Source organism: Ruegeria sp. ANG-S4 (assembly GCF_000814005.1).
GTDB lineage: Bacteria > Pseudomonadota > Alphaproteobacteria > Rhodobacterales > Rhodobacteraceae > Ruegeria.
This window is the reverse complement of the sequence record NZ_JWLK01000001.1, coordinates 860995-883176: the sequence shown is the minus strand read 5'-3', so window position 1 is coordinate 883176 and position 22182 is coordinate 860995. Positions and strand designations below refer to the sequence as shown.

The window sequence follows — 22182 nt, the reverse complement described above, 5'->3', positions numbered from 1 at the left end:
ACTTGGTTGAAAGGTTACAGCGCAATGTCCAACGTCACCGGGAAATGGTCTGACGCGTCCAGAAGTGCATCGCGCAGCTCTGGAACAGAAAAGCAAGCGTTGTCTTTGAAGGGATGCCAAATGCGCCAGATCGGTTGGTGCGCACGCAAGTCCTGACTGACCATGATGTAATCCAACAGCGCTTCAAGATAGCGCCCCTCGCCCGGACGCGCGAAGCGGGCTGTCGATAACGCTGCGGATGCGCGCGGTCCATGAACCTGCACTGCATGAGGATCGAAAAGACCGGAATCCAGCAGTATTTCGACCGAAGATCGCCCGAAAAGATGTTCGAACTCGTCCAGTCCGGGCCCATCATTCAAATCGCCCAGCAGGATCACCCTTTCGCCCTTTTCGGTATGTTCCTCAACCCGTTGTGCCAACCAGATGGCCTGCGCCAGCTGCTTGCGACGGTTAGAGATCGATATCCGGATCGCCTCATCCCGCGTGGCGGCCCCATGTGGTGCCTTTGACTTCAGATGCGCGCCGATCAGTCGAAACGCGTTTCCGGCGGCGGTTTCGACCGCCAATTCCAACGGCGGTTTTGAGAATTGTACGCTGTCTTTGGTTGCGTCAACATCCAGATCAATGCGGAAGGTGGTGTCAAACCTTGGCGCATGACCTCCGCCAGCCTGACCTGCGGGTTCGCCCTTTGGATCCTGACGCGCAGTCAAAGCGTCAGGATCGAACAGCAAGGCCAGTTCTTGTTGCGTATCGTTGGGAAACCCCATCACGGCGCGGGACGTTCGTAGGTCAAAGGCCTCGGCAAAGCCCTGCAAGGCGCGGACGGTATTCTGGGACTTGCCCGTGTTGGGCGCTTCGACGATCAGGACGGCGTCCGCATCCAACGCGGTCAAGACCTTTGCAATAGCCTCGATTTGCCGGGTTTTCGTAATGTCGTGACGGCCCGACCAACTGTCATCCGCGATCAGTTCATCATTGCGGTCAAAAAGGTTGGCGAACCATTCTATGTTGTACGTCGCCAGACGCACGGATCACACTCTTGCGCCATTGATCTCGTCCCAGGCGCGGTTGATGTCGATCATTTTCTTTTCGGCCAGGCGCACCGCCTCTTCGGGCACGCCCCGCGACATCATCGCATCAGGATGCGTGTCCCGGACCAATTGACGCCAAACTTTGCGGATCTCAGGTATCGGCATATCGGGCGCGACACCCAGAACGGTATAGGGATCACTGGGCGCATCCGGGACGAATCGCGCCCGTAATGCCATGAATTGCGCCTCTGTCTGACCGAAGATGCGGCTGACCTGTTCCAGAAACTCATTTTCATTCGGATGGTAAAAACCATCCGCCATGGCAATGTGGAACAGCCCTTCCATCAAATCGCAAAGCGTGGTGCTGTCGTCCGCGAACATCCGGGCAATCTTGCGGGCATAATCCTGATACCCGGCTACGTCGGTGCGGGCCATGTCAAACACACGGGCCGCGCCCGCTTCGTCTTCGCGGGCTATCTGGAAAACATCACGGAACGCTGTGACCTCATCCCGTGTCACCTGGCCGTCGGCCTTGGCCATTTTGGCACCCAGCGCAATGACGGCGATGGCAAACGCCACCGACCTTTCAGGCGGCGTGCGCAGTTTCTCGAAAACAGCCGTCAGGCTTTCACCTTGTGCAAGCGCGCTGATGGCATCGGATATGCGGGTCCAGATCGACATGGCCGCACCCTAGCGTGCCGCGTCGGAACTGTCAGGTGTGACAGATCACTGCGGGCGAAGTATTTTCTGCATCAGGACAAGATCCAGTCGCTGACCCCATTTCTGCCCGACTTCGGGCATACGACCAACGTGTTCGAACCCGATTGCCGAATGGAACGCGATTGCACCGGGATTGGCCGATGAGATGCCAGCAACCAGAACATGCACGTTTTCCGCGATTGCGCAGGCTTCCAGCGCCTCCATCAGCGCAAGGCCGGTCCCCTGCCCTCGGGCCTCAGGAGCCAACTGGATCGAATGCTCGCGGCATGCTGCATATCCGGGACCGGCACGGAAGGCGCTGTAGGTCGCATAGCCTTCGACCGTGCCATCGCGCTCTGCCACCAGAAATGCCGGACCGCGGGCCTCGATATCCGCAACGACGCCTTCGATGCTGCGCTCATCGGTGGTGAAGGTGACCAGCGTATCGCGGATGACCGCGTTCGAGATCGCGGCAATCGCGGGCGCGTCTTCGGCCCTGGCCTGCCGGATGATCATTCCAGCACACGCAGCCCGTGAGGCGTTTCAATTTCAGCCCGCAAGGCTGCGGGGCCGCTGTCAAAGGCAACATGATCCAGCGCACCCAAACCCTTGGCAAGCTCAATCGCATCGGGATGGCAGACAATCAAGCGGCGCAAGCGGCAGCCGCTGTCCCGCAGCATCTGCGCCGGATGCAGATCACCCTGCCACTCGATGAGCGCCGGGAAGAGGTTGTCAAACGGCAAACGTCCGTTGGGCGGCACCGCCATGCGCCAGCGCAATGCGCCGCGGAACAGATCAATCGGTTGGCCGACACCATCGGGGAAGACGCCCAGCGACGCCTCGATATCCTCGACCCGGCAGATCCAGTTGGTCAGGCGAGGTGATCCTTCGAACCGATCCAGATCGAACCAGCGTGTTCGCTGCGGGTTGGGGGCTTCTGGATCAATGGCGATCGCTTCCAGATAAAGCCCGTCGCGCAGGCCCAACAGCCGGTTATAGGTCCCGAAGGTTTCGTGTCTGCCGCCATCCTGCAACCGCACGCCCAGCGCCTGCTCGATATGAGCCGAGGCCGCTTCAAGCGTTTCGCCCGCAACTGCCAGATGATCCAATAACATGAAAAAGCCTCTCTCAACGACAAACGATCAGACCTTGACGGTCTGATCGCATGTTTTCCTTAAAGGCGCTGGATCACAAGATTTTTCGACGAAAAATCTTGGCCAACGTCAGGATTTGGCTTCGCCGATCAAGCGCAGGATATCCTGGGCTGCTTCAGGGATATTGGTTCCGGGGCCAAAGATCGCCTTAACGCCGTGGTCATACAGGAACTGATAGTCCTGCTGGGGAATGACGCCGCCGCAGATCACGATGATATCTTCGGCCCCCGCTTTTTTCAGTTCCTCGACCAGTTGGGGGGCAAGCGTCTTGTGCCCGGCGGCCTGCGAGGAAATTCCGACCACATGCACATCGTTGTCCACGGCGTCCTGCGCGGCCTCGGCAGGTGTCTGGAACAACGGGCCAACGTCCACGTCAAACCCAATATCGGCAAAGGCGGTGGCAATCACCTTGGCACCGCGGTCATGGCCATCCTGACCCATTTTGACGACCAGCAGACGCGGGCGTCGGCCTTCGGCCTCGGCGAAATCTTCGATGGATTTTTGAATCGCGGCAAAGCCTTCGTCGCCTTCGTAAGCGGCACCATAGACACCGGCCAGGGTTTTCACCTCGGCGCGGTGGCGGCCAAATTCCTTTTCCATTGCCATGCTGATCTCTCCTACGGATGCGCGGGCGCGAGCGGCCTCGACGGCGGCGGCCAGAAGGTTTCCGCCCTGTTGGGCGGTTTGGGTCAGTGCATCGAGCGCCTGTTGGCAGGCCGCCTCGTCACGCGTTGCGCGGATACGTTCCAACCGGGCAACCTGCGCCTCGCGCACGGCCACATTGTCGACATCGAGAATGTCGATCAGGTCTTCCTGTTCCTTGCGGTATTTATTGACGCCGACGATGACCTCTTCACCCCGGTCGATCATGGCTTGACGGCGCGCGGCGCTTTCCTCGATCCGCAGCTTGGGCATGCCAGACGCGACGGCCTTGGTCATGCCGCCCATCTCCTCGACTTCCTCCATCAGGGCCCAGGCTTTTTCAACCAGTTCATTGGTCAGGCTTTCGATGTAGTATGACCCGGCCAGTGGATCGACCACATCCGTCACACCGGTCTCTTCCTGCAACACTAACTGCGTGTTCCGCGCGATACGGGCCGAGAAATCGGTGGGCAGCGCGATCGCCTCATCCAAGGCATTGGTGTGCAGCGATTGGGTGCCGCCCAGAACGGCGCTCATCGCCTCATAAGCGGTGCGGATCACGTTGTTATAGGGGTCTTGTTCCTGCAAGCTGACGCCCGAAGTCTGGCAATGGGTGCGCAGCATTTTCGAGCGTTCGGATTTCGCGCCAAAATCGGTCATTACCCTGTGCCAAAGCGTGCGGGCGGCCCGAAGTTTGGCAATCTCCATGAAGAAGTTCATGCCGATGGCAAAGAAGAACGAGAGGCGACCCGCGAATTTGTCCACGTCCATCCCGGCCTGTGTCGCGGCCCGGACATACTCGCGCCCATCAGCCAGCGTATAGGCCAGTTCCTGCACCAGGTTCGCCCCGGCCTCCTGCATGTGATAGCCCGAGATCGAGATCGAGTTGAACTTTGGCATCTCGTTCGAGGTGTAGTCTATTATGTCCGAGATGATCTTCATCGACGGTTCGGGCGGGTAGATATAGGTGTTGCGCACCATGAACTCTTTCAGAATGTCGTTCTGAATGGTGCCGGACAGAACGGATTTGTCGTGCCCCTGCTCTTCGCCGGCAACGATGAAGCTGGCCAGAATCGGAATGACCGCCCCGTTCATGGTCATCGAAACCGAGACCTTGTCGAGCGGGATGCCGTCGAACAGAATTTTCATGTCCTCGACGCTGTCGATCGCCACACCGGCCTTGCCCACATCGCCGACCACACGCGGGTGATCGCTGTCATAGCCACGGTGCGTTGCCAGATCGAAGGCCACCGAAACCCCCTGCTGACCTGCCGCCAGGTTGCGGCGGTAGAAGGCATTCGATTCCTCGGCGGTTGAAAACCCCGCATATTGCCGAATCGTCCAGGGACGGCCCGCATACATCGTGGCCTTCACACCGCGCGTGAATGGCCCAAAGCCAGGCAGAGACCCCATATGCGGCAGGTTCGCCGTGTCGTCCTGCGTGTAAAGCGGCTTGACGTCGATGCCTTCCAGCGTCTCCTTGGTCAGATCGTCCAAAGGACGACCGCGCAGCTCTTTCTCGGCCAGCGCCTGCCAGTCATTGGTATCGGTCATGGCGATTTCCTTTTCACAATTCGGATCACGGCGGGCATCGCCTCACGCATGATGATGTTTTTTGTTTGCTCGGGTCGGCGCGGCCGCGCGCGACAATTTGAGCGCACATTGCATTTCACTGGTCGCATTCGTCTGCGCAGCGGCTATATTCAGTGGAACAGGAGTCCACATGACACGTACGCTTGCCCTTGTTTTCTCAGCACTATTACCGCTGGCGGCACTGGCCGCAGACGGAACCGCACCTGCCGATGACGCCTTTGTCCGACCTGCAGGCGACAGCACACTGGACGAGTTTCTCTGGGTCAACCGGCCCATTGTCGTCTTCGCCGATACAGCGGCAGACCCCCGGTTCCAACAGCAGATCGACATGTTGCTGGACGGCGAAGCCGCCATGCGCGACCGTGATGTGGTGGTGCTGACCGACACCGATCCACAGGCGCGATCTCCGATCCGGTCGCAGCTGCGCCCGCGTGGGTTCCAGATGGTGTTTGTCGACAAGGATGGCGTGGTCAAACTGCGCAAACCCGCGCCGTGGAGCGTGCGCGAGATTGGCCGGTCCATCGACAAAACCCCCCTGCGCGAACGCGAAATCCGCGAGCGGCGCGAGGGCGGCTGAACGTTTTCACCACACCAGCAGACCCCGGCGTGGCGTGCCGGAGACCCTGTGCGATATGGCGAAAACTCGGACATGATCATTCAAACTCGATGATCACGTCGTCGACGGCGAGGCTGTCGCCCGGGCCTGCGTTGATCTTGGCAACCTTGCCCTTCTTCTCGGCGCGCAGAATGTTTTCCATCTTCATCGCCTCGATGGTGCAGAGCGCTTGCCCCTCCTGAACCTCCTGCCCCACTTCAACATCGATCTTCACGATCAGGCCCGGCATCGGGCAGAGCAGCATCTTCGAAGTGTCCGGCGGCAGTTTCTCCGGCATCAACTGCGCCAGTTCGGCATGGCGCGGGCGTCGGACATGAACTTTCAGGTCGGCGCCGCGATTCCGGATGCGGAACCCGCCCGAAATCTTGCCGACTTTCATGACCAGCGGATCGCCTTCCACGTCCATGACGGCCAACTGATCACCCGGAGTCCAGTCCGACGCAACGCGCAAACTGGCGCCATCCTCGAACCGAACCGTTGCGCCGTCCTTATCGGCCCCGACTCGGACCGGGAAATCCTGCCCCTGCAACGAAACAACCCAGCGGTTGCCCACCTTGCGTTCGTGATTGTCCATCCGGCCCGAGACGCGGGTGCGGCGAATTTCGGCAACACGGTGCATGGCCGCGCAGGAGGCCGCGATGCGGCGCAGGTCGGCATCGGGCAGGCTGACACCTTCGAACCCGTCCGGGTATTCCTCGGCGATGAAAGCGGTGGTCATGTCGCCGCTGATGAATTTCGGATGGTCCATCACGGCGGACAGGAAGGGCAGGTTGTGGCCGATGCCTTCAACCTCGAAACTGTCCAGCGCCACGCGCATCGCCTCGATCGCCTGTTCGCGGGTCGGGGCCCATGTGCAGAGTTTGGCGATCATCGGGTCGTAATACATGCTGATCTCGCCGCCCTCATAGACACCGGTATCATTGCGCACAGCCGCAGCGCCGTCGGGCGCATCGCCCTGCCATTTGCCATTGACCAGCATCGGTCCGGCGGCCGTTTCCTGTGGCGGGCGATAGCGGGTCAGACGACCGATCGATGGCAGGAAACCGCGATACGGATCTTCGGCATACAGACGGTTTTCGATGGCCCAGCCGGTCAGGGTCACGTCGTCTTGCGTGATCGACAGTTTCTCACCCGCCGCCACACGGATCATCTGTTCCACCAGATCAACGCCCGTGATCAGCTCGGTCACCGGGTGTTCGACCTGCAGGCGGGTGTTCATTTCGAGGAAGTAGAAGTTCTTTTCCCCATCCACGATGAATTCGACCGTCCCCGCGCTGGCATAGTCCACGGCCTTGGCCAAAGCCACCGCCTGCTCGCCCATGGCCTTGCGGGTTTCGGGATCGAGGAACGGCGACGGTGCCTCTTCCACCACCTTCTGGTTCCGGCGCTGGATCGAGCATTCACGCTCACCCAGATAGATGCCATTGCCGTGGCTGTCGCACAGAACCTGAATCTCGATGTGGCGCGGCTGGGTCACGAATTTCTCGATGAAGATCCGATCATCGCCGAAGGAGTTGGCAGCCTCGTTCTTGGACGACTGGAAACCTTCGCGGGCTTCTTCATCGTTCCACGCGATCCGCATGCCTTTGCCCCCGCCCCCGGCGCTGGCCTTGATCATGACCGGATAACCGATCTCATTCGAGATCTTCACGGCCTCGTCCGCATCCTCGATCAGGCCCATATATCCCGGCACCGTCGAAACACCCGCCTCCTGCGCGATCTTTTTCGAGGTGATCTTGTCACCCATCGCCTCAATCGCGCCTTTGGGGGGGCCGATAAAGGCAACGTCTTCGGCCTCTAGCGCCTCGGCGAACTTGGCGTTTTCGGACAGAAAGCCATAGCCGGGGTGAACGGCCTGAGCGCCGCTTTGGCGAATGGCGTCCATCACCTTGTCGATCACGATATAGGACTGGTTGGCAGGGGGCGGGCCGATATGCACCGCCTCATCCGCCATTGCGACATGCAACGCTTGCCTGTCCGCATCCGAATAGATGGCGACTGTGCCAATCCCCATCTTACGCGCCGTCTTGATAACCCGGCAGGCAATCTCACCCCGGTTGGCGATCAGGATCTTGTTGAACATGGAACGTCCTTTATCTTGGTGGTCTGGAAACACAAAACGCCGCCGCAGGGCGATGACCCCACGACGGCGTTTTGCGCAATTTCAGCCGGGGCATGGCCTGCCCCGATAAAGTCGGCGTCAGTTACAGTTGTTCTGTGCCTTGCAGTAGAGAACGTTGCCCGCGGCGCCAACCGCAGCCCCAACCAGCGGGTCTGCGCTGAGGACGGCCGCCCCGACCGCCCCGGCGCCACCGCCCAGGATGGCCTGTTCGCCAATTGTATCGCCACAGGCCGTGAGGCCCCCGCAGATCGCAAGTGCAAGGATGAGTTTCGAGAGTCGCATGATGTCTGCCCCTTTTGGTTTCTTGCTGTCTTTATCGGCAGATGGGGCGATCCTGCCTTGTTATTCAATATCAATGCCCAGTCTGACAGGTTATGCGCAGGTTTTTGCTGCTTTTTTCCCGCGACAGGCAAAAAGAAAACCGCGGACAGGACCATGTGGGGAACACAAGCCTGCCCGCGGAAGGAAGGGGTACGGAATAGTAGGTGCATGTGCGACGCAGGCAAAGTCGAGTCGCACGGCTGGATCAGATTGCCCGGTACAATTTTGCCCGCCAATAGAAGATTGTTTCCATTTGCGATTCCGGCTGAAACCCGCGCATCCGAAAAACCCACGCGCAGAATTGTGCCGACGCGAAATTTTCCCGGATCAGTTGTGTGACGGGTCCCTTTCTGCAGTTTCTCTGAACGCGACCTGTTCCGCGCGCGCATCGGCCAAGCGTCAATATCCCGCCAAATCGCAGCACGCGAACGCCCGGACGCCGCCATGCATTTCGTTTCGTTTGCGAGACTGACAGGCATGACTATCGCGCCCCGTCAATGATGTCGGGGAAGGATATACGCGCCGCGTCCGGATCTATGACCAGCAATGCGTCGTAGCTTGCCGGGTCAAACGGATCTTCGGCGGCGACCACCTCGCGCCCGTACAGCCAGCTCAACCTACCGGCATCAAGGTTGCCACGCTCGAACGGCTGATCGCCGAAATGCTGCCAGAGCGCCTCGAGAAAGGCGGCGTCCGCACGCTTGTCAGCCGGTTTGCGATCCCTGAAACGTTCGCGTTGGGTCAGAGGTGTGACACCTTTGGGATTGGCGCGACGGATGGTGAACTGATAATCCGTTCCCGGAAGACGTCCGGGAAATCCGCGATGCTTTAGCATGGTGAAATCTCTTTTTTCGTGGCGCGGGAACCGCAAATGGGTTTGATCGCGTCGCCGGATAGCATCGCCTTCCCGGGCCGGATCATTGGGGAAAACACCAATATGTCACGCAGCCGGGCTGTCATTTTCAGAACCCTTCCCAAACACACTCGGATTGTTCCAGCCGGTACGCTTCAAAAAACTGCGTCGCATCAGGCGACGACACTCCGAAGTCTAACGCACGGTCCGAGAACGAGATGACAACGCGCGCCGGATCCAGCTCGTGTCGCGCGACATAAGGTACGGCGAGCACCTCGCACAGATGCGCCATATCGACCACGGCGATGTCATAGGTAATCTGCCCCGCGTTGGATCCGATCTTTGGCGCAACAAAGCGAAAACGCACCCACAACTCGCCCGGGTTCGTATCCAGCAGCACGTTGCTCAGCTCAACAGGCTGCCCGGATGGAACCGGCAACAGGTTTTCAGCCGCCAATTGCTGTGGTTGAAGCGCCACCAGCAGAACCGCCACACTCATGGCGTTCAAACGGCACATCAGGCCATTCCAAGGCCTATCGGTGCCGTTGTCAGCCCTTGTCGAGATATCTTCTAGGTGGCAGGTCATGAGGCGGTCGCGTATCTGGCTTCCTATCGGTTTTGCGGTATGTGGCCTGGGTGGCGCAGCCCTCCCAGATTGCCTAAAGCGGGATATTGTCGTGCTTTTTCCATGGGTTCTTCAGCTGCTTTCCGCGCAAACTGGCGAACGCACGCGATACGCGCCGACGTGTTGATTGCGGCATGATCACCTCGTCGATAAAGCCGCGCTCGGCTGCGACAAACGGATTGGCGAACCGATCCTCGTAATCCTGAGTATGCTGCGCGATCTTGTCTGCATCGCCCAGATCGGCGCGGTGAATGATCTCGGTCGCGCCCTTGGCCCCCATCACCGCAATTTCAGCGGTGGGCCAGGCATAGTTGAAGTCGCCGCGCAGATGCTTTGACGCCATAACGTCATACGCCCCGCCATATGCCTTGCGTGTAATGACCGTGACTTTGGGCACCGTGGCTTCGCCATAGGCAAACAGGAGCTTTGCGCCATGTTTGATCACACCACCATATTCCTGAGACGTCCCGGGCAAGAAACCGGGGACATCAACAAAGGTCAGGATCGGAATTTCGAAACAGTCGCAGAACCGGACGAAACGGGCCGCCTTACGTGAACTGTCGATGTCAAGGCAGCCCGCCAGAACCATCGGCTGGTTGGCGACAACGCCAACTGTTTGACCCTCAAGCCGGACAAAGCCCGTGATGATGTTCTTGGCGTAGTCTTCCTGAATTTCGTAAAAGTCACCCTCATCCGCGATTTTTGTGATGAGTTCCTTCATATCGTAAGGCGTATTCGGATTATCCGGGATCAGCGTATCCAACGATGTCTCAAGCCGGTCTGGTTCATCAAAGAACGGGCGAACCGGCGGCTTTTCGCGATTGTTGAGAGGGAGGAAGTCGACCAGGCGACGAACCTCGGCCAGGGCTTCAACGTCGTTTTCAAATGCACCGTCTGCGACAGACGATTTCTTTGTATGCGTCGACGCACCACCCAATTCTTCTGCGGTGACAACCTCGTTCGTGACGGTTTTCACGACATCGGGTCCGGTCACAAACATGTAGGACGTATCTTTGACCATGAAGATGAAGTCGGTCATCGCCGGGCTGTAGACGGCGCCACCGGCGCAGGGGCCCATGATGACACTGATCTGCGGCACCACACCGGATGCCATGATGTTTCGCTGGAACACCTCGGCATAACCGGCAAGCGATGCGACACCTTCCTGAATGCGCGCACCGCCCGAGTCATTGATGCCAATCACCGGAGCGCCATTCTGCACCGCCATATCCATGATCTTGCAGATTTTCTGAGCGTGGGTTTCGGACAGCGACCCGCCAAACACAGTGAAATCCTGGCTGAAGACATAGACCATGCGGCCATTGATCGTGCCCCAGCCCGTAACAACACCGTCGCCGGCCGGTTTCTGGTTTTCCATTCCGAAATCGGTGCAGCGATGGCTGACGAACATGTCGAACTCTTCAAAGCTGCCCTCGTCCACCAACAACTCGATGCGTTCACGTGCCGTCAGCTTGCCCCGTGCGTGTTGCGCATCAATCCGTTTTTGTCCGCCTCCAAGCCGCGCGTTGTTGCGGCGATCTTCAAGCTCGGAAAGGATGTCTTTCATGGCGATGGTCCCCTGTGAAATTTGGGGCGACCATACAGACAGTTCGAAACTGTCAAAAGAAATATTCAGCAAATTTGCAAACTTTTGGCAACTTGCCTTGTGAATACTGTAAATTTGCTAAGTTTCAGCTTGAGACGCAAAGACGAATAGTATTCCCTGAAACCTGCCTATACACGTGAACCATGCAGTTCAGATCACTATCTACACATCGGTCGCCGCCGACCATCACCACGCTGGTTTTACTGTCCGGCTTGTCTGCCCTCAGCATGAACCTGTTCCTGCCGAGCCTGCCCAATATGGCTTTGTATTTTCAGGCAGATTACAAGGTCATGCAATTGTCGATTGCACTTTATCTGCTGGTCAATGCGGTGCTGCAAATTCTGATCGGGCCGATGGCTGACAAGGCCGGGCGGCGTCCGGTTTTGCTTTGGGGGCTGGCGCTGTTTCTGCTCGCCACGCTTGGCTGCATCTACGCGCCGACTGCCGAGGTTTTTCTGGTCTTCCGAATGGGGCAGGCCGTTATTGTCGTGGGCATTGTGTTAAGTCGCGCTGCTGTTCGCGACATGTATTCACAAGATCAGGCGGCGTCGATGATCGGATATGTAACGATGGGTATGGCGGTAGTACCGATGATCGGCCCCGCCATCGGCGGCTTGCTGGAGGAGGCATTCGGCTGGAAGGCCAATTTCTGGCTGCCGTTTGCTTTGGGTGCCTTCGCCCTCGGCCTTACTTTCATGGACTTCGGTGAGACATCCGCCAAAAGCGGCAAGACCTTGCTGCAGCAGTTTCGGGAATATCCCGAACTTCTGACATCGCCCCGATTTTGGGGGTATTCGCTGTCATCGGCGCTGTCCTCGGGCGCCTTTTTTGCCTATCTCGGGGGCGCACCGTACATCGGAACGGTTGTGTTCGGAATGACGGCGGCAGAGATCGGAGTCTATTTCGGCGCGCCTGCGATCGGATACTTCTTTGGCAATTTCATCAGCGGACGATTTTCGGTGCGCTTTGGCGTCAACCGGATGGTCCTGTGGGGATGCTGGCTGAACGCGATCGGAGTCGCCCTGTCAGCGGTGCTGTTTCTTGCCGATATGGGAACGGCGCTCAGCTTCTTTGGCTTCATGACGTTCGTGGGCTTGGGAAACGGAATGTCGATCCCGAATGCCACTGCGGGATCTTTGTCCGTGCGCCCGCACTTGGCGGCCACGGCGTCGGGGTTGAGCGGTGCAATCATGCTCGGGGGCGGCGCGGCACTTAGCGCTTGGGCCGGTGCCTTGCTGACACCTGACACAGGGGCCATGCCTTTGTTGTGGCTGATGCTGGCCACTTCGGTTCTTGCCATTCTTGCAATCACGTCCGTCATCCGCAGAGAGAAAAAACTGGGGCTTTAGTGACTTGCGCCAGATAGTTTGCAAAGTTAGCCTGCCGAAATAGTAAACTTGCAAAGGCACGCTATGGCGACCCAGAAACTTTACGCAGGTGCAAAACTGCGCGAAATGCGGACGCGTCTGACGCTGACGCAAAAGGAATTCGCGGCAAAGCTGGGCGTCTCTTTGCCCTACCTGAACCAGATGGAGAACAACAACCGGCCGATTTCGACCACGGTTGTTCTGGCGCTGGCACAGGAATTCGGTATGGACGTGACCGAGCTGAGCACCGGAGACAGCGAACGCCTTGTATCGGATATGCGCGAGGCATTGGCTGATCCGCTATTCGCAGACAACATACCACCATTGGCCGACCTTCGGCTGACCGCATCAAATGCGCCGGCCCTTGCGCGTGCCTTCATCGAACTGCACCGCACCTATCGGCAAACACATGAAAGGCTGGCTTCTCTGGACGAAGCGTTGGGCCGGGAAGATGCGCAAATTCAAGCCAGCCCGTGGGAGGAGGTCCGCGACTTTTTCCACTATTGCGACAACTACATAGATGCGGTCGATCGCGCAGCAGAACGTTTCGCCGGGCGGGCAGATGAGACGGGAAACATACGTCAGGCGGCTTTGGACAGCCTGACGGAACGCGGAATTCAGGTCAGCTTTGCCGATACCGAAACGCTGCGCAGCTATGATACAGCCGCAAAAAACCTGCGCTTGTCGTCGCGCGCGGCCCCGCAGACGCAGGTTTTCCAACTGCTCTTGCAGGTTGCGCTGATCAGTCAGGACAAACTGCTGGAGGCTACGCTGGATTTTGCCAAGTTCCAAAGCGACGAGGCGCGATCAATCGCCAAGATCGGTTTGGCGAACTATTTTGCCGGTGCGTCGCTTATGCCTTACGCAAAATTCCTGGCTGCGGCACAGGAAGATCGGCACGACCTGGAACTGCTCAGCAACCGTTTTGGGGCTTCTATCGAACAAGTCGCACACCGCCTGTCCACGCTGCAACGTCCCGGCGCAAAGGGAATTCCGTTTTTCTTTGTCCGAGTCGATCAGGCCGGAACAATTACCAAGCGCCATTCGGCCACACGCTTGCAGTTTGCTCGATTTGGCGGGGCTTGCCCGCTTTGGAACGTCCATCGCGCGTTTGAAACGCCGGGACATTTTCTGCGCCAACTTGCGGAAACCCCGGACGGCGTGCGCTACATCTCGCTTGCGTGCGATGTCTCAAAGTCGGGTGGCTCGTTTGGCGCGCCTGTGCGGCGGTATGCTATCGCTTTGGGGTGTGAAACGCGCCATGCCGATGCGCTGGTTTATGCGGACAATCTGGATATCGACAACGCAAGCGCCTACGAGCCTATCGGTATTTCGTGCCGGATATGCGAGCGCCAGACCTGCCACCAACGCTCGGTGCCGCCGCTTGAACGTCGCCTCTCGATTGACGCACATACGCGCGGGACACTGCCATACGAAGTCACGTAAAAAGGCGGGTATACCCCGCCTTTCGCGTCAGGCCTTGGACAGAATGGCCCAGATTTCGTCCTTCAACCCAGCACGCTTTTTGCGCAGATCGACCTCTGCGAGTTCTTCCATCGGCTCTACGTTGGTTTCGGCCCGATGAACGGCGCGATTGATCTCGTGATATTCATCTGCCAAACGCGCAAAATGCGCGTCGCTCTGCTTGAGCTGGCTCATGAGTTCTACCTTGTCCGGGAATTCCTCGGCCAATTCATGCGGTGTGTGGGACATTCCTGTTCGCTCCTGTTTTTTTCGTCGCAAGTCAGGTCTATTCGCCCTGCCCACAACGCACTTTGACGCGGATCAAATTACCGCTGACTTGCTTCCCATTCCGGGTGAATCCACGGACGGTCATTTGCCTTAGGCAAGGCGTCTTTCCCCAACAAGTGATCGGACACCTTTTCCCCGACCATGATGGACGGCGCATTCAGGTTTCCATTGGTGATTTGTGGGAAAACCGAACTGTCTGCAACGCGCAGGCCATCCACACCAATCACGCGGCCTTGCGGGTCCACCACGGCGTTTTTGTCATCGGCGCGGCCCATCCGGCATGTACCACACGGGTGGTAGGCGCTCTCGGCGTGCTCGGCGATGAAACCGTTTAGCTCTGCGTCTGTCTGCACATCTGCACCGGGTTGGATTTCCTTGCCCGCGAAAGGCTCGAACGCAGCTTGTCCGAAAATCTCGCGCGTTAAACGAATACAGGTTCGGAAATCCTCCCAATCCTGCTCGTGGCTCATGTAGTTGAAGCGGATCAGGGGCGCATCTTCTGGTTTGTCCGAGCGCAGCGTCACGGTCCCGCGCGACGGCGAACGCATCGGCCCCACATGGGCCTGAAAACCATGTCCTTCAGCGGCCGCCTGCCCGTCATATCGCACTGCGATGGGAAGGAAATGATACTGGATATCAGGGTATTCCACGCCCGGTTTTGAGCGAATGAACGCGGCACTTTCGAACTGGTTCGACGCCCCAAGACCTGTTTTGGTGAATAGCCACTGCGCCCCGATTATGCCCTTACTGATAAGGTTCCAGTGCTTGTAAAGCGTGATCGGCTTTTTTGACGCCTGCTGGATGTAGAGTTCAAGGTGATCCTGCAAATTTGCGCCCACGCCGGGGCGATCCGCGATCACGTCGATACCATGCTCGGCCAGATGCGCTGCAGGCCCAACCCCGGACAGCATCAACAACTTGGGCGAGTTGATTGATGATGCGGCGATCACCACTTCGCGCCGGGCGCGGATGACTTCCGGCTTGCCGCCACGGATCAGTTCAACGCCGGTCGCGCGCCCGCTTTCGAAAACAACGCGCGAGGCAAGACCCCGGACGATATCGCAATTGTCGCGCTGGAGCGCAGGCTTGAGATAGGCGTTCGCGGCAGACCAGCGCCGTCCTTTCCAGACGGTCTGTTCCATTGGGCCGAAACCCTCTTGCTTTTCACCGTTGTAGTCGCCGGTCATTTCGTAGCCGGCCTGCTTTCCCGCATCGACAAAAGCCTGAAACAAGGGGTTTTCCCGCGGGCCGCGCGAGACATGAAGCGGTCCGTCGGTACCACGCCATTGCGGATCACCGCCATGACCGCCGTCGTGCCATGTCTCCATGCGTTTGTAGTAGGGCAGGACATCCGCATAGGACCAGCCGTCCGCGCCCATTTCGGACCAGGTGTCGAAGTCACGTGCGTGACCGCGCACATAGACCATTCCGTTGATGGATGACGAACCTCCGATCACCTTGCCGCGCGGACAGGCCAGTCGTCGATTGTTCAGATGGGGTTCCGGCTCGGATCTGTAGCCCCAGTCATACCGCGCCATGTTCATTGGATAACTAAGCGCGGCGGGCATCTGGATAAACGGGCCCATGTCGGTCCCGCCATGTTCGATCACCAGAACTGACGCACCAGCCTCGCTCAGCCGGTAGGCCATCGCGCACCCGGCGGATCCTGCGCCGACGATGACAAAATCAGCTTCCATTTTCGGGTCTCCTGTACCCGCCAGCCGAGATTATCCGTCGCATAATCTCGTCGCCTCCGGCGGGAGTATTTTCAAAAAGATGAAGAGGTTACTCGCCGCGCGGGAAGCGCTGGCTGTCCTCGACAATGTTCAGGTCCATATGGTTGCGCATGTAGCGTTCCGACGCTTTTTGCAGCGGCTGATAGTCCCATGGGTAATAGCCGCCTTGCCGCAGCGCCTCGTAGACGACCCAGCGGCGCGCCTGGCTGGCGCGCACATCGGCATCAAAGCGGTCAAGATCCCATCGGGCTTCGGACTTGGCTTTCAGGGTTTGCAGGGTTCCAACGTGTTCTGTATGATCCGCGAGATTGGTCCGCTCGAGCGGGTCGGCTTCAAGATCAAACAGTTGATCGGGGTCCAGCGCGCAGCGGTTGTACTTCCACTTGCCATATCGCAGGGAAACAAGAGGCGCATAAGAAGCCTCTGCCGCGTATTCCATCGCAACCGGGGCGGTGCGTTCGATGCCCTGCGCCAACGGAACCAGATCTTCGCCGTCCGTCCACGGTTCGATTTCGGCCATATCAACTCCGGCAAGTGAGCCCAGCGTCGGGGTCACGTCGATTGTCGAAACGGGTGTTTCGATCAGACCCGCAGGCAGGTCCGGAGCCGAGATCATCAGCGGCACGCGCGCTGAGCCTTCGTAGAAGTTCATTTTGAACCACAGGCCCCGCTCGCCCAGCATGTCGCCATGGTCTGAGACGAAGAGAATGATCGCCTCTTGCCGGGTTGCTTCCAGCACCTCGAGGATCTCGCCGATCTTGTCGTCCAGATAAGAGATATTGGCGAAATAAGCGCGGCGGGATTTGCGGATATCGTCTTCGGTGATGTCGAAACTGCGCCAATCATTCGCGTCAAAGATGCGCTTGGAGTGCGGATCTTGATTTTCATAGCCCAGGTCCGCAACCTTTGGCAGCAGGTGGTTGCAGTCCTCGTACAGATCCCAGTATTTCTTGCGCGCGACATACGGGTCGTGCGGATGGGTAAAGCTGACTGTCATGCTCCAGGGGCGGTCATCTTTTCCCCGCGCCAGATCGTAGAGTTTCGCCTTGGCGTGATAGGCAACTTCGTCGTCATATTCCATCTGGTTGGAGATTTCGGCGATGCCCGCACCCGTAACCGAGCCCATGTTGTGATACCACCAGTCAATCCGTTCACCGGGCTTGCGGTAATCAGGCGTCCAGCCAAAATCGGCAGGGTAGATGTCTGTGGTCAAACGATCTTCGAAGCCGTGCAACTGGTCCGGACCGACAAAGTGCATCTTGCCGGACAGGCAGGTGTAGTAGCCCGCGCGGCGCAAATGATGCGCATAAGTGGGAATGTCGCTGCGAAATTCCGCTGCGTTGTCATAAACGCCTGTGCGCGACGGCAATTGCCCGGACATGAAACTCGCCCGGCCCGGCGCACAAAGCGGCGAAGCCGTGTACGCATTTGCAAACCGCGTTGAACGTGCGGCCAGCTTTTTCAGGTTGGGCGCGTGCAGCCAGTCTGCCGGACCATCGGGAAAGAGGGTACCGTTCAGCTGATCCACCATCAGGATCAGAATATTAGGTTTTGTCATTATTCACCTTTAGAAACGTTGCGAGAACGCGCAACGCATGGTTTTCAGCCAGTTTCGGCTCTTGCGGCGCGTTGAGCGCCGCGCGGATGTACAGCCCGTCGATCAGGGCGATCATATCTTCGGCGGCCTCGACCGGATCACTGATCAGCGGACGCAGGGCATCGACCAGATTGGACCGGATGCGTGCCTGATAAATTCTCCACAAGCGCAGCGCATCATCGTTTGTCTGGGCCAGAACGTAGAAAGTCATCCACGCTGCGATGACGTCCGGCGTAAAACAAGAGGGCGCAAAACAGGCGCGAATGATCGCGCTTGGGCGTTCGTTCGGCCCCGCAGACCTTAGCTGCTGACGTGCCTCGGCACCGAAATCAGTCAGAATCTGGCGCATGGCGGCCAGAAAAATCTGATCCTTCCCACCGAAATAATGATGCGCCAACGCGCTGGACATTCCTGCACGCTTTGCGATCTGGCTGACTGTGACATCAAGGGATTTCTTGACGCCAAGCTCGGCAATTGTCGCTTTTACAATCGCGTCCCGCCGGATCGGCTCCATTCCAAGTTTCGGCATCCCAGCACCTCTGCCTTACCCATTGCGTTGAAAAGCTAAGAGGTTTTTATTGACTCGTCAATCAACAACCTTTCAAGGACGCGATGGCGGAGATTCCGAACCCGGCGGCGGGACATTTCCCGTTCGTTTCAGGACTGCCTCGCGCCAGGCAATAAAGCTGACTGCGGCAAGGATGAGCGTACCTCCGGATACGACCCACATGTCAACCCGTTCGTGAAAGACCAGTGCGCCAAGCAGCGTAGCCCAGATCAATTGAAGGAAGGTCACCGGCTGCGTTACTGCGACCGGCGCTGCCTGTAACGCCAAGGTCATGAAGTAATGCCCAGCGGTGGCAAAACTGGCGATTAGAAACAAAATTCCAATATCGCGCAGGCTTGGCGGCTGCCACACCGCTATGGCGAAAGGTATCAGGGCAACCGTCACCCAGATCGAAAGATGCGCGACCACGACGGACGGACGTATATCACGCACCATCACCTTGGCCAGAAGATAGGACCCACCCAGTGTCAGCGACGTGCCAAGCATGGCGATGTGGCCGGGCGAGACCTCTCTGAAACCCGGTCGCAGGATGATGAGAACCCCCACCAGCGCAACTCCGATTGCGGCAATCCTGCGAATGGCCAGTTTTTCACCCAAAAACAAGGCGGCACCCAAGGTCACATAGACGGGCGTCATGTAATTCATCGCGGTCACTTCGGCCAAGGGAATGCGGGTCATGGCAAAGAACCACAGCATCACCGCCGCCGCATGTATGACTCCACGCACTCCGAACAAGGTCACGTTGCGGCGGGTCATCCGGGTGTTCAGAATTGCGGGTATCGCGGGCAGCAAGAAAACCAGTCCAAGCGCATACCGCAAAAACGCCGCCTGAATCGGGTTCATCGTGGTTCCGAGTGACTTGACCAGCGCGGTCATCGCGACAAACGAAAGACCCGCGGCAAACATCCAGAACATTCCCGCAAGCGGGCGCGATTGGTCATCTGGCAAACTCATGGGTGTGTTGAACACCTAATCTCGGTGATCGACAACCCTTCACATGGTAACAAGTTTCGCGGCGATACCCAGCATGACGACGCCAATCAGGATATCCAGAACCTGCCACGCGCGTGCGCGCGCAAAGACTGGAGACAACACGCCCGCGCCGTAGCCCAGCGAAAAGAAAAAGACAAAGCTGGAAATCATCGCTCCGATGGCAAAACCCAACTGGTTTTCGTACTGCGCTGAAATTGACCCGATCAGAACTACCGTATCCAGATAGACATGCGGGTTGAGCCATGTGAACGCCAGAACCGTCAGCAATACGGCGCGCAGGCTCGATCGTTGGCCCTCGCCGACCTCCATGACCGACCCCCCTTGCCAAGCCGACCAGAAACTGCGCAACCCGTACCAGATCAGGAATACGGCGCCGCCATATCGCATGACCGTTTCAAACCAAGGCGCGGCTTGCGCCAGCGTTCCAAAGCCCGCGACCCCGGCGGCGATCAGAATGGCGTCCGAGACAGCGCATGTCAGGCACAGGACAAAGACATGCTCTCGCCGCAGACCCTGCCGCAAGACAAAGGCGTTCTGTGCGCCGATGGCCAGGATAAGGCTGAACCCGAGGGCGAAACCGGCAATCAAAGATGTCGTCATGAAACCTCCTGTACGTCGGCGTTGACTAACGGGCGCGTGCGCATCTATCAAATTAAAGAAAGTAATCATGGATAAGTTCTTCTAATGTGGCTCGACCCCCAACACCTGTCTGCCTTGTCTGCTATTCTGCGCCTTGGCAGTTTTGAGGCTGCCGCCGCGGAACTGGCGGTGACACCATCAGCCATTTCTCAGCGGATCAAGGCATTGGAGGACCGGGTCGGAGCCACCCTGATCCATCGCGGATCGCCCTGTGTCGGCACCGAGGTTGGAATGCGGATTTCGCGTCACGCCGATGACATTGGGCTGCTTGAAGCGCAGCTTGAGCGCGAACTGACCCACCGGGACGAAACGGGCCCGGCTCGGGCCCGGATCGCCGTTCCGGCCGATGCTTTGGCGATCTGGTTCATCAACGCGATGAAGCACGTGGACGGCATGCTGTTCGATTTGGTGATCGACGATCAGGACCATTCGGCGGAATGGCTGCGACGCGGCGAGGTCAGTGCAGCAGTAACCGTCGGCGGGCAAACCATCACGGGTTGCGACGCGTTTGCTTTGGGCAACCTGCGCTATCTGGCAACGGCCAGCCCCGAATTTGTTGCCAAGTGGTTCGCCCATGGGGCAACCAAAGAGGCCCTTTCCCGCGCGCCCTGTCTGACGTTCAACCAAAAGGACAACTTGCAGACGGTCTGGATTAAGGAACGAGCGGGCGCACGTCTGTCGCCACCGACGCATTTTTTGCCGTCCACGCAAGGGTTTCTCGAGGCCGCAGCCTCAGGCCTTGGATGGGGCATGAACCCGGAACCGCTGGCGCGCCCGTGGATCGAGGGTGGCAACCTGCAAGAGGTGATCCCGGATGCGCCGCTAGACGTTCCGCTAACCTGGCAGGTCGGGCGCATTCTGGCCCCGGCCCTTGCCCCCCTGACCCGTTCCGTTCGGCGCGCGGCCGCAGAGGTCATGTTGGCCCCGGATTGACCCACGGCTCAGGTCGCCTGCGCCTCATCCCGTTTCGGAACCACGACGCGATAACAGGTGATTGCAGCGAAAATGCTGACCAGACAAATGAACAGGATGGCCAGCGAGACCTCGTGCATATGCGCCACGGTCGCCAGAATTGATGACAGAACGACGGCGGTTATTCGGCACAGGCTTTTGATCGCTGCGGCCCCTTGCACACGTTGATCCTTGGGGGCGACATCCAGGAAATAGAGCTTGCGAGCACTGCTGACGCCAGTCACTGCGACGGTAACAACAAACAGCGCGATCGCATGCAGGTGCACGTCGTGATCGGCATCCAAATAATGAACAACCACCAGCGCAAACCCGGTCGCAGCCACCAGCAAAGTGCCCGTTACCATGACGGCACGATGCGATTTCATATTGACCGCCTGCCACAACGGGGCGGACACCAGATACCCCGATGCCGACGATATGATCATTGCGGTAAGCCCTTTGGCCGAACTGTGATGCGCCTCAGCCGCGATCAATGCGAAGAACGGGACCGACAATGACACAACCACCAACGGCATGCGCATGACCATGTAGCGACGAAACCAAGGTTGATCGAACATGTTCAAAATGTTGGTGAAATTCTCGGACAGCTTGCGCTTTTTCCTTGGATGTTGGGTTTCTGGCGTTTTCTTCGCGGCTTCAGACATGGCAAGGATGGAAAGGCCGGACAGCACGAAAAACGCAACCGAGGCAGCGATGACGGCAGAATGCCGTGAAAACGGTGGGTTGTCCTTCATGATCTGATGGATCAGCAATGCCAAACCAATCGCGCCCAAACCGCCCGCGCCAAGCTGCAGGTAGTGCATCACCATTCGGTGTCTGGACTTCACGTGGTCCCCAAGTAAATCGGTAAACATGAGGGATTGAATTTCCTCGATCAGCCCGATCAAAAGAAACGCCGAGACGAAGGCCACAGCGATGACCGGAACGACGCCTGTTGCCGCCACGGCCACGGCCATAACAAGACAGGCACCGATGGCAATCTCGGTCAGCGCGATTGCACGCTTCTTCCGCTCCCGCGACGCGATATTCTGCGCCAGAAAGACGTCGGCGATCATACTGCCGGTCATGCGGACGGAGACCAAAGCGCCAGCCAGAAACATAGGCATTTCCAGCGAAACCGCCAGAAAAGGCAAAACCACCGACGGGCTGCCCAAGGTCCATGCGATCTGGGACAGGATGCTTTGCCCGGCGAGAACCGGAACATTCCGTTTTGCCGGATCAGGGGATTTGTCCGTCATGAGCCTGCCTGTGCCGTGGTCGCACGTCTATCGACCATTCGACCGAACCAACGCGTCG

General features: G+C 58.5%; 21 protein-coding genes. 4 read left to right on the top strand and 17 right to left on the bottom strand.

Features of this window, described 5'->3' with window-relative positions:
• Window positions 1-14: 14 nt before the first annotated feature.
• From RA28_RS04470 to scpA, 5 genes are all read right to left on the bottom strand, one after another.
• Window positions 15-1028, bottom strand: a complete 1014-nt coding sequence (locus RA28_RS04470) for an endonuclease/exonuclease/phosphatase family protein (protein ID WP_039524110.1) — start codon at window positions 1026-1028, stop codon at window positions 15-17.
• A 3-nt stretch (window positions 1029-1031) separates the two neighbouring features.
• The gene (locus RA28_RS04465; RefSeq protein ID WP_039524109.1) at window positions 1032-1712 is read right to left on the bottom strand and encodes a molecular chaperone DjiA; all 681 of its coding nucleotides are present in this window, start codon (window positions 1710-1712) and stop codon (window positions 1032-1034) included.
• 45 nt (window positions 1713-1757) lie between these two features.
• Window positions 1758-2246 (bottom strand): GNAT family N-acetyltransferase, encoded by a 489-nt coding sequence (locus RA28_RS04460; protein ID WP_039524108.1) that lies wholly within the window; start codon window positions 2244-2246, stop codon window positions 1758-1760.
• The gene (locus RA28_RS04455) at window positions 2243-2845 is read right to left on the bottom strand and encodes a VOC family protein (protein WP_039524107.1); all 603 of its coding nucleotides are present in this window, start codon (window positions 2843-2845) and stop codon (window positions 2243-2245) included. Before RA28_RS04455 ends, RA28_RS04460 begins: the two co-directional genes overlap by 4 nt.
• A 108-nt stretch (window positions 2846-2953) precedes the next feature.
• Entirely contained in the window at window positions 2954-5080 is a 2127-nt protein-coding gene (scpA, locus tag RA28_RS04450; protein ID WP_039524106.1) for a methylmalonyl-CoA mutase, read from the bottom strand.
• Window positions 5081-5249: 169 nt separating this feature from the next.
• Here scpA and RA28_RS04445 point away from each other — a divergent pair, with 169 nt between their 5' ends.
• Window positions 5250-5696 (top strand): DUF4174 domain-containing protein, encoded by a 447-nt coding sequence (locus RA28_RS04445; protein ID WP_039524104.1) that lies wholly within the window; start codon window positions 5250-5252, stop codon window positions 5694-5696.
• A 76-nt stretch (window positions 5697-5772) separates the two neighbouring features.
• On the opposite strand, the gene RA28_RS04440 is transcribed toward RA28_RS04445, so the two are convergent.
• The 5 genes from RA28_RS04440 to RA28_RS04420 all read right to left on the bottom strand — a co-directional run bounded on the left by RA28_RS04440 (window position 5773) and on the right by RA28_RS04420 (window position 11223).
• Entirely contained in the window at window positions 5773-7818 is a 2046-nt protein-coding gene (locus tag RA28_RS04440; protein ID WP_039524102.1) for an acetyl-CoA carboxylase biotin carboxylase subunit, read from the bottom strand.
• 117 nt (window positions 7819-7935) lie between these two features.
• Entirely contained in the window at window positions 7936-8139 is a 204-nt protein-coding gene (locus RA28_RS22435; RefSeq protein WP_082029719.1) for a hypothetical protein, read from the bottom strand.
• A gap of 520 nt (window positions 8140-8659) precedes the next feature.
• Entirely contained in the window at window positions 8660-9013 is a 354-nt protein-coding gene (locus tag RA28_RS04430) for a hypothetical protein (RefSeq protein WP_039524098.1), read from the bottom strand.
• A gap of 127 nt (window positions 9014-9140) precedes the next feature.
• Window positions 9141-9617 carry a DUF6497 family protein gene (locus tag RA28_RS04425; RefSeq protein ID WP_241481059.1) on the bottom strand — a complete coding sequence of 159 codons (477 nt, stop codon included), beginning with the start codon at window positions 9615-9617 and terminating at the stop codon, window positions 9141-9143.
• Between the two features lie 73 nt (window positions 9618-9690).
• Window positions 9691-11223: an acyl-CoA carboxylase subunit beta gene (locus tag RA28_RS04420; RefSeq protein WP_039524096.1), complete on the bottom strand. Its 1533-nt coding sequence runs from the start codon at window positions 11221-11223 to the stop codon at window positions 9691-9693.
• Window positions 11224-11405: 182 nt separating this feature from the next.
• On the opposite strand from RA28_RS04420, the gene RA28_RS04415 reads away from it, so the two are divergent.
• Both RA28_RS04415 and RA28_RS04410 read left to right on the top strand, forming a co-directional pair.
• The gene (locus tag RA28_RS04415) at window positions 11406-12611 is read left to right on the top strand and encodes a multidrug effflux MFS transporter (protein WP_039524093.1); all 1206 of its coding nucleotides are present in this window, start codon (window positions 11406-11408) and stop codon (window positions 12609-12611) included.
• A gap of 63 nt (window positions 12612-12674) precedes the next feature.
• Window positions 12675-14075, top strand: a complete 1401-nt coding sequence (locus tag RA28_RS04410) for a helix-turn-helix domain-containing protein (RefSeq protein ID WP_039524091.1) — start codon at window positions 12675-12677, stop codon at window positions 14073-14075.
• A 27-nt stretch (window positions 14076-14102) separates the two neighbouring features.
• Here the strand turns inward: RA28_RS04410 and RA28_RS04405 are convergent, their stop codons facing one another.
• From RA28_RS04405 to RA28_RS04380, 6 genes are all read right to left on the bottom strand, one after another.
• Window positions 14103-14342, bottom strand: coding sequence for a YdcH family protein (locus RA28_RS04405; RefSeq protein WP_039524089.1), 240 nt, complete (start codon window positions 14340-14342; stop codon window positions 14103-14105).
• Between the two features lie 77 nt (window positions 14343-14419).
• The gene (gene betA, locus RA28_RS04400) at window positions 14420-16078 is read right to left on the bottom strand and encodes a choline dehydrogenase (RefSeq protein ID WP_039524086.1); all 1659 of its coding nucleotides are present in this window, start codon (window positions 16076-16078) and stop codon (window positions 14420-14422) included.
• A gap of 88 nt (window positions 16079-16166) precedes the next feature.
• A complete protein-coding gene (betC, locus tag RA28_RS04395) occupies window positions 16167-17675 on the bottom strand; it encodes a choline-sulfatase (protein ID WP_039524083.1) in 1509 nt (502 codons plus the stop codon).
• The gene (betI, locus tag RA28_RS04390) at window positions 17662-18243 is read right to left on the bottom strand and encodes a choline-binding transcriptional repressor BetI (RefSeq protein WP_039524080.1); all 582 of its coding nucleotides are present in this window, start codon (window positions 18241-18243) and stop codon (window positions 17662-17664) included. Before betI ends, betC begins: the two co-directional genes overlap by 14 nt.
• 72 nt (window positions 18244-18315) lie before the next feature.
• Entirely contained in the window at window positions 18316-19236 is a 921-nt protein-coding gene (locus tag RA28_RS04385) for a DMT family transporter (protein WP_039524078.1), read from the bottom strand.
• A gap of 39 nt (window positions 19237-19275) precedes the next feature.
• Entirely contained in the window at window positions 19276-19875 is a 600-nt protein-coding gene (locus RA28_RS04380; protein WP_039524076.1) for a LysE/ArgO family amino acid transporter, read from the bottom strand.
• 84 nt (window positions 19876-19959) lie between these two features.
• Between RA28_RS04380 and RA28_RS04375 the strand changes: the two genes are divergently transcribed.
• Window positions 19960-20847, top strand: a complete 888-nt coding sequence (locus RA28_RS04375) for a LysR family transcriptional regulator ArgP (protein WP_039524074.1) — start codon at window positions 19960-19962, stop codon at window positions 20845-20847.
• Window positions 20848-20855: 8 nt separating this feature from the next.
• On the opposite strand, the gene RA28_RS04370 is transcribed toward RA28_RS04375, so the two are convergent.
• The gene (locus RA28_RS04370) at window positions 20856-22124 is read right to left on the bottom strand and encodes an MFS transporter (RefSeq protein WP_039524071.1); all 1269 of its coding nucleotides are present in this window, start codon (window positions 22122-22124) and stop codon (window positions 20856-20858) included.
• Window positions 22125-22182 lie beyond the last annotated feature (58 nt).

What these genes read in the sequence shown, in the direction of transcription:
- RA28_RS04380 (WP_039524076.1), bottom strand. Translation starts at nt 19,875, where the DNA reads ATGACGACATCTTTGATTGCCGGTTTCGCCCTCGGGTTCAGCCTTATC.
- RA28_RS04420 (WP_039524096.1), bottom strand. Translation starts at nt 11,223, where the DNA reads ATGAAAGACATCCTTTCCGAGCTTGAAGATCGCCGCAACAACGCGCGG.
- betA (WP_039524086.1), bottom strand. Translation starts at nt 16,078, where the DNA reads ATGGAAGCTGATTTTGTCATCGTCGGCGCAGGATCCGCCGGGTGCGCG.
- RA28_RS04430 (WP_039524098.1), bottom strand. Translation starts at nt 9,013, where the DNA reads ATGCTAAAGCATCGCGGATTTCCCGGACGTCTTCCGGGAACGGATTAT.
- RA28_RS04405 (WP_039524089.1), bottom strand. Translation starts at nt 14,342, where the DNA reads ATGTCCCACACACCGCATGAATTGGCCGAGGAATTCCCGGACAAGGTA.
- RA28_RS04410 (WP_039524091.1), top strand. Translation starts at nt 12,675, where the DNA reads ATGGCGACCCAGAAACTTTACGCAGGTGCAAAACTGCGCGAAATGCGG.
- scpA (WP_039524106.1), bottom strand. Translation starts at nt 5,080, where the DNA reads ATGACCGATACCAATGACTGGCAGGCGCTGGCCGAGAAAGAGCTGCGC.
- betC (WP_039524083.1), bottom strand. Translation starts at nt 17,675, where the DNA reads ATGACAAAACCTAATATTCTGATCCTGATGGTGGATCAGCTGAACGGT.
- RA28_RS04455 (WP_039524107.1), bottom strand. Translation starts at nt 2,845, where the DNA reads ATGTTATTGGATCATCTGGCAGTTGCGGGCGAAACGCTTGAAGCGGCC.
- betI (WP_039524080.1), bottom strand. Translation starts at nt 18,243, where the DNA reads ATGCCGAAACTTGGAATGGAGCCGATCCGGCGGGACGCGATTGTAAAA.
- RA28_RS04415 (WP_039524093.1), top strand. Translation starts at nt 11,406, where the DNA reads ATGCAGTTCAGATCACTATCTACACATCGGTCGCCGCCGACCATCACC.
- RA28_RS04465 (WP_039524109.1), bottom strand. Translation starts at nt 1,712, where the DNA reads ATGTCGATCTGGACCCGCATATCCGATGCCATCAGCGCGCTTGCACAA.
- RA28_RS04445 (WP_039524104.1), top strand. Translation starts at nt 5,250, where the DNA reads ATGACACGTACGCTTGCCCTTGTTTTCTCAGCACTATTACCGCTGGCG.
- RA28_RS04460 (WP_039524108.1), bottom strand. Translation starts at nt 2,246, where the DNA reads ATGATCATCCGGCAGGCCAGGGCCGAAGACGCGCCCGCGATTGCCGCG.
- RA28_RS04385 (WP_039524078.1), bottom strand. Translation starts at nt 19,236, where the DNA reads ATGAGTTTGCCAGATGACCAATCGCGCCCGCTTGCGGGAATGTTCTGG.
- RA28_RS04370 (WP_039524071.1), bottom strand. Translation starts at nt 22,124, where the DNA reads ATGACGGACAAATCCCCTGATCCGGCAAAACGGAATGTTCCGGTTCTC.
- RA28_RS04440 (WP_039524102.1), bottom strand. Translation starts at nt 7,818, where the DNA reads ATGTTCAACAAGATCCTGATCGCCAACCGGGGTGAGATTGCCTGCCGG.
- RA28_RS22435 (WP_082029719.1), bottom strand. Translation starts at nt 8,139, where the DNA reads ATGCGACTCTCGAAACTCATCCTTGCACTTGCGATCTGCGGGGGCCTC.
- RA28_RS04425 (WP_241481059.1), bottom strand. Translation starts at nt 9,617, where the DNA reads ATGACCTGCCACCTAGAAGATATCTCGACAAGGGCTGACAACGGCACC.
- RA28_RS04375 (WP_039524074.1), top strand. Translation starts at nt 19,960, where the DNA reads ATGTGGCTCGACCCCCAACACCTGTCTGCCTTGTCTGCTATTCTGCGC.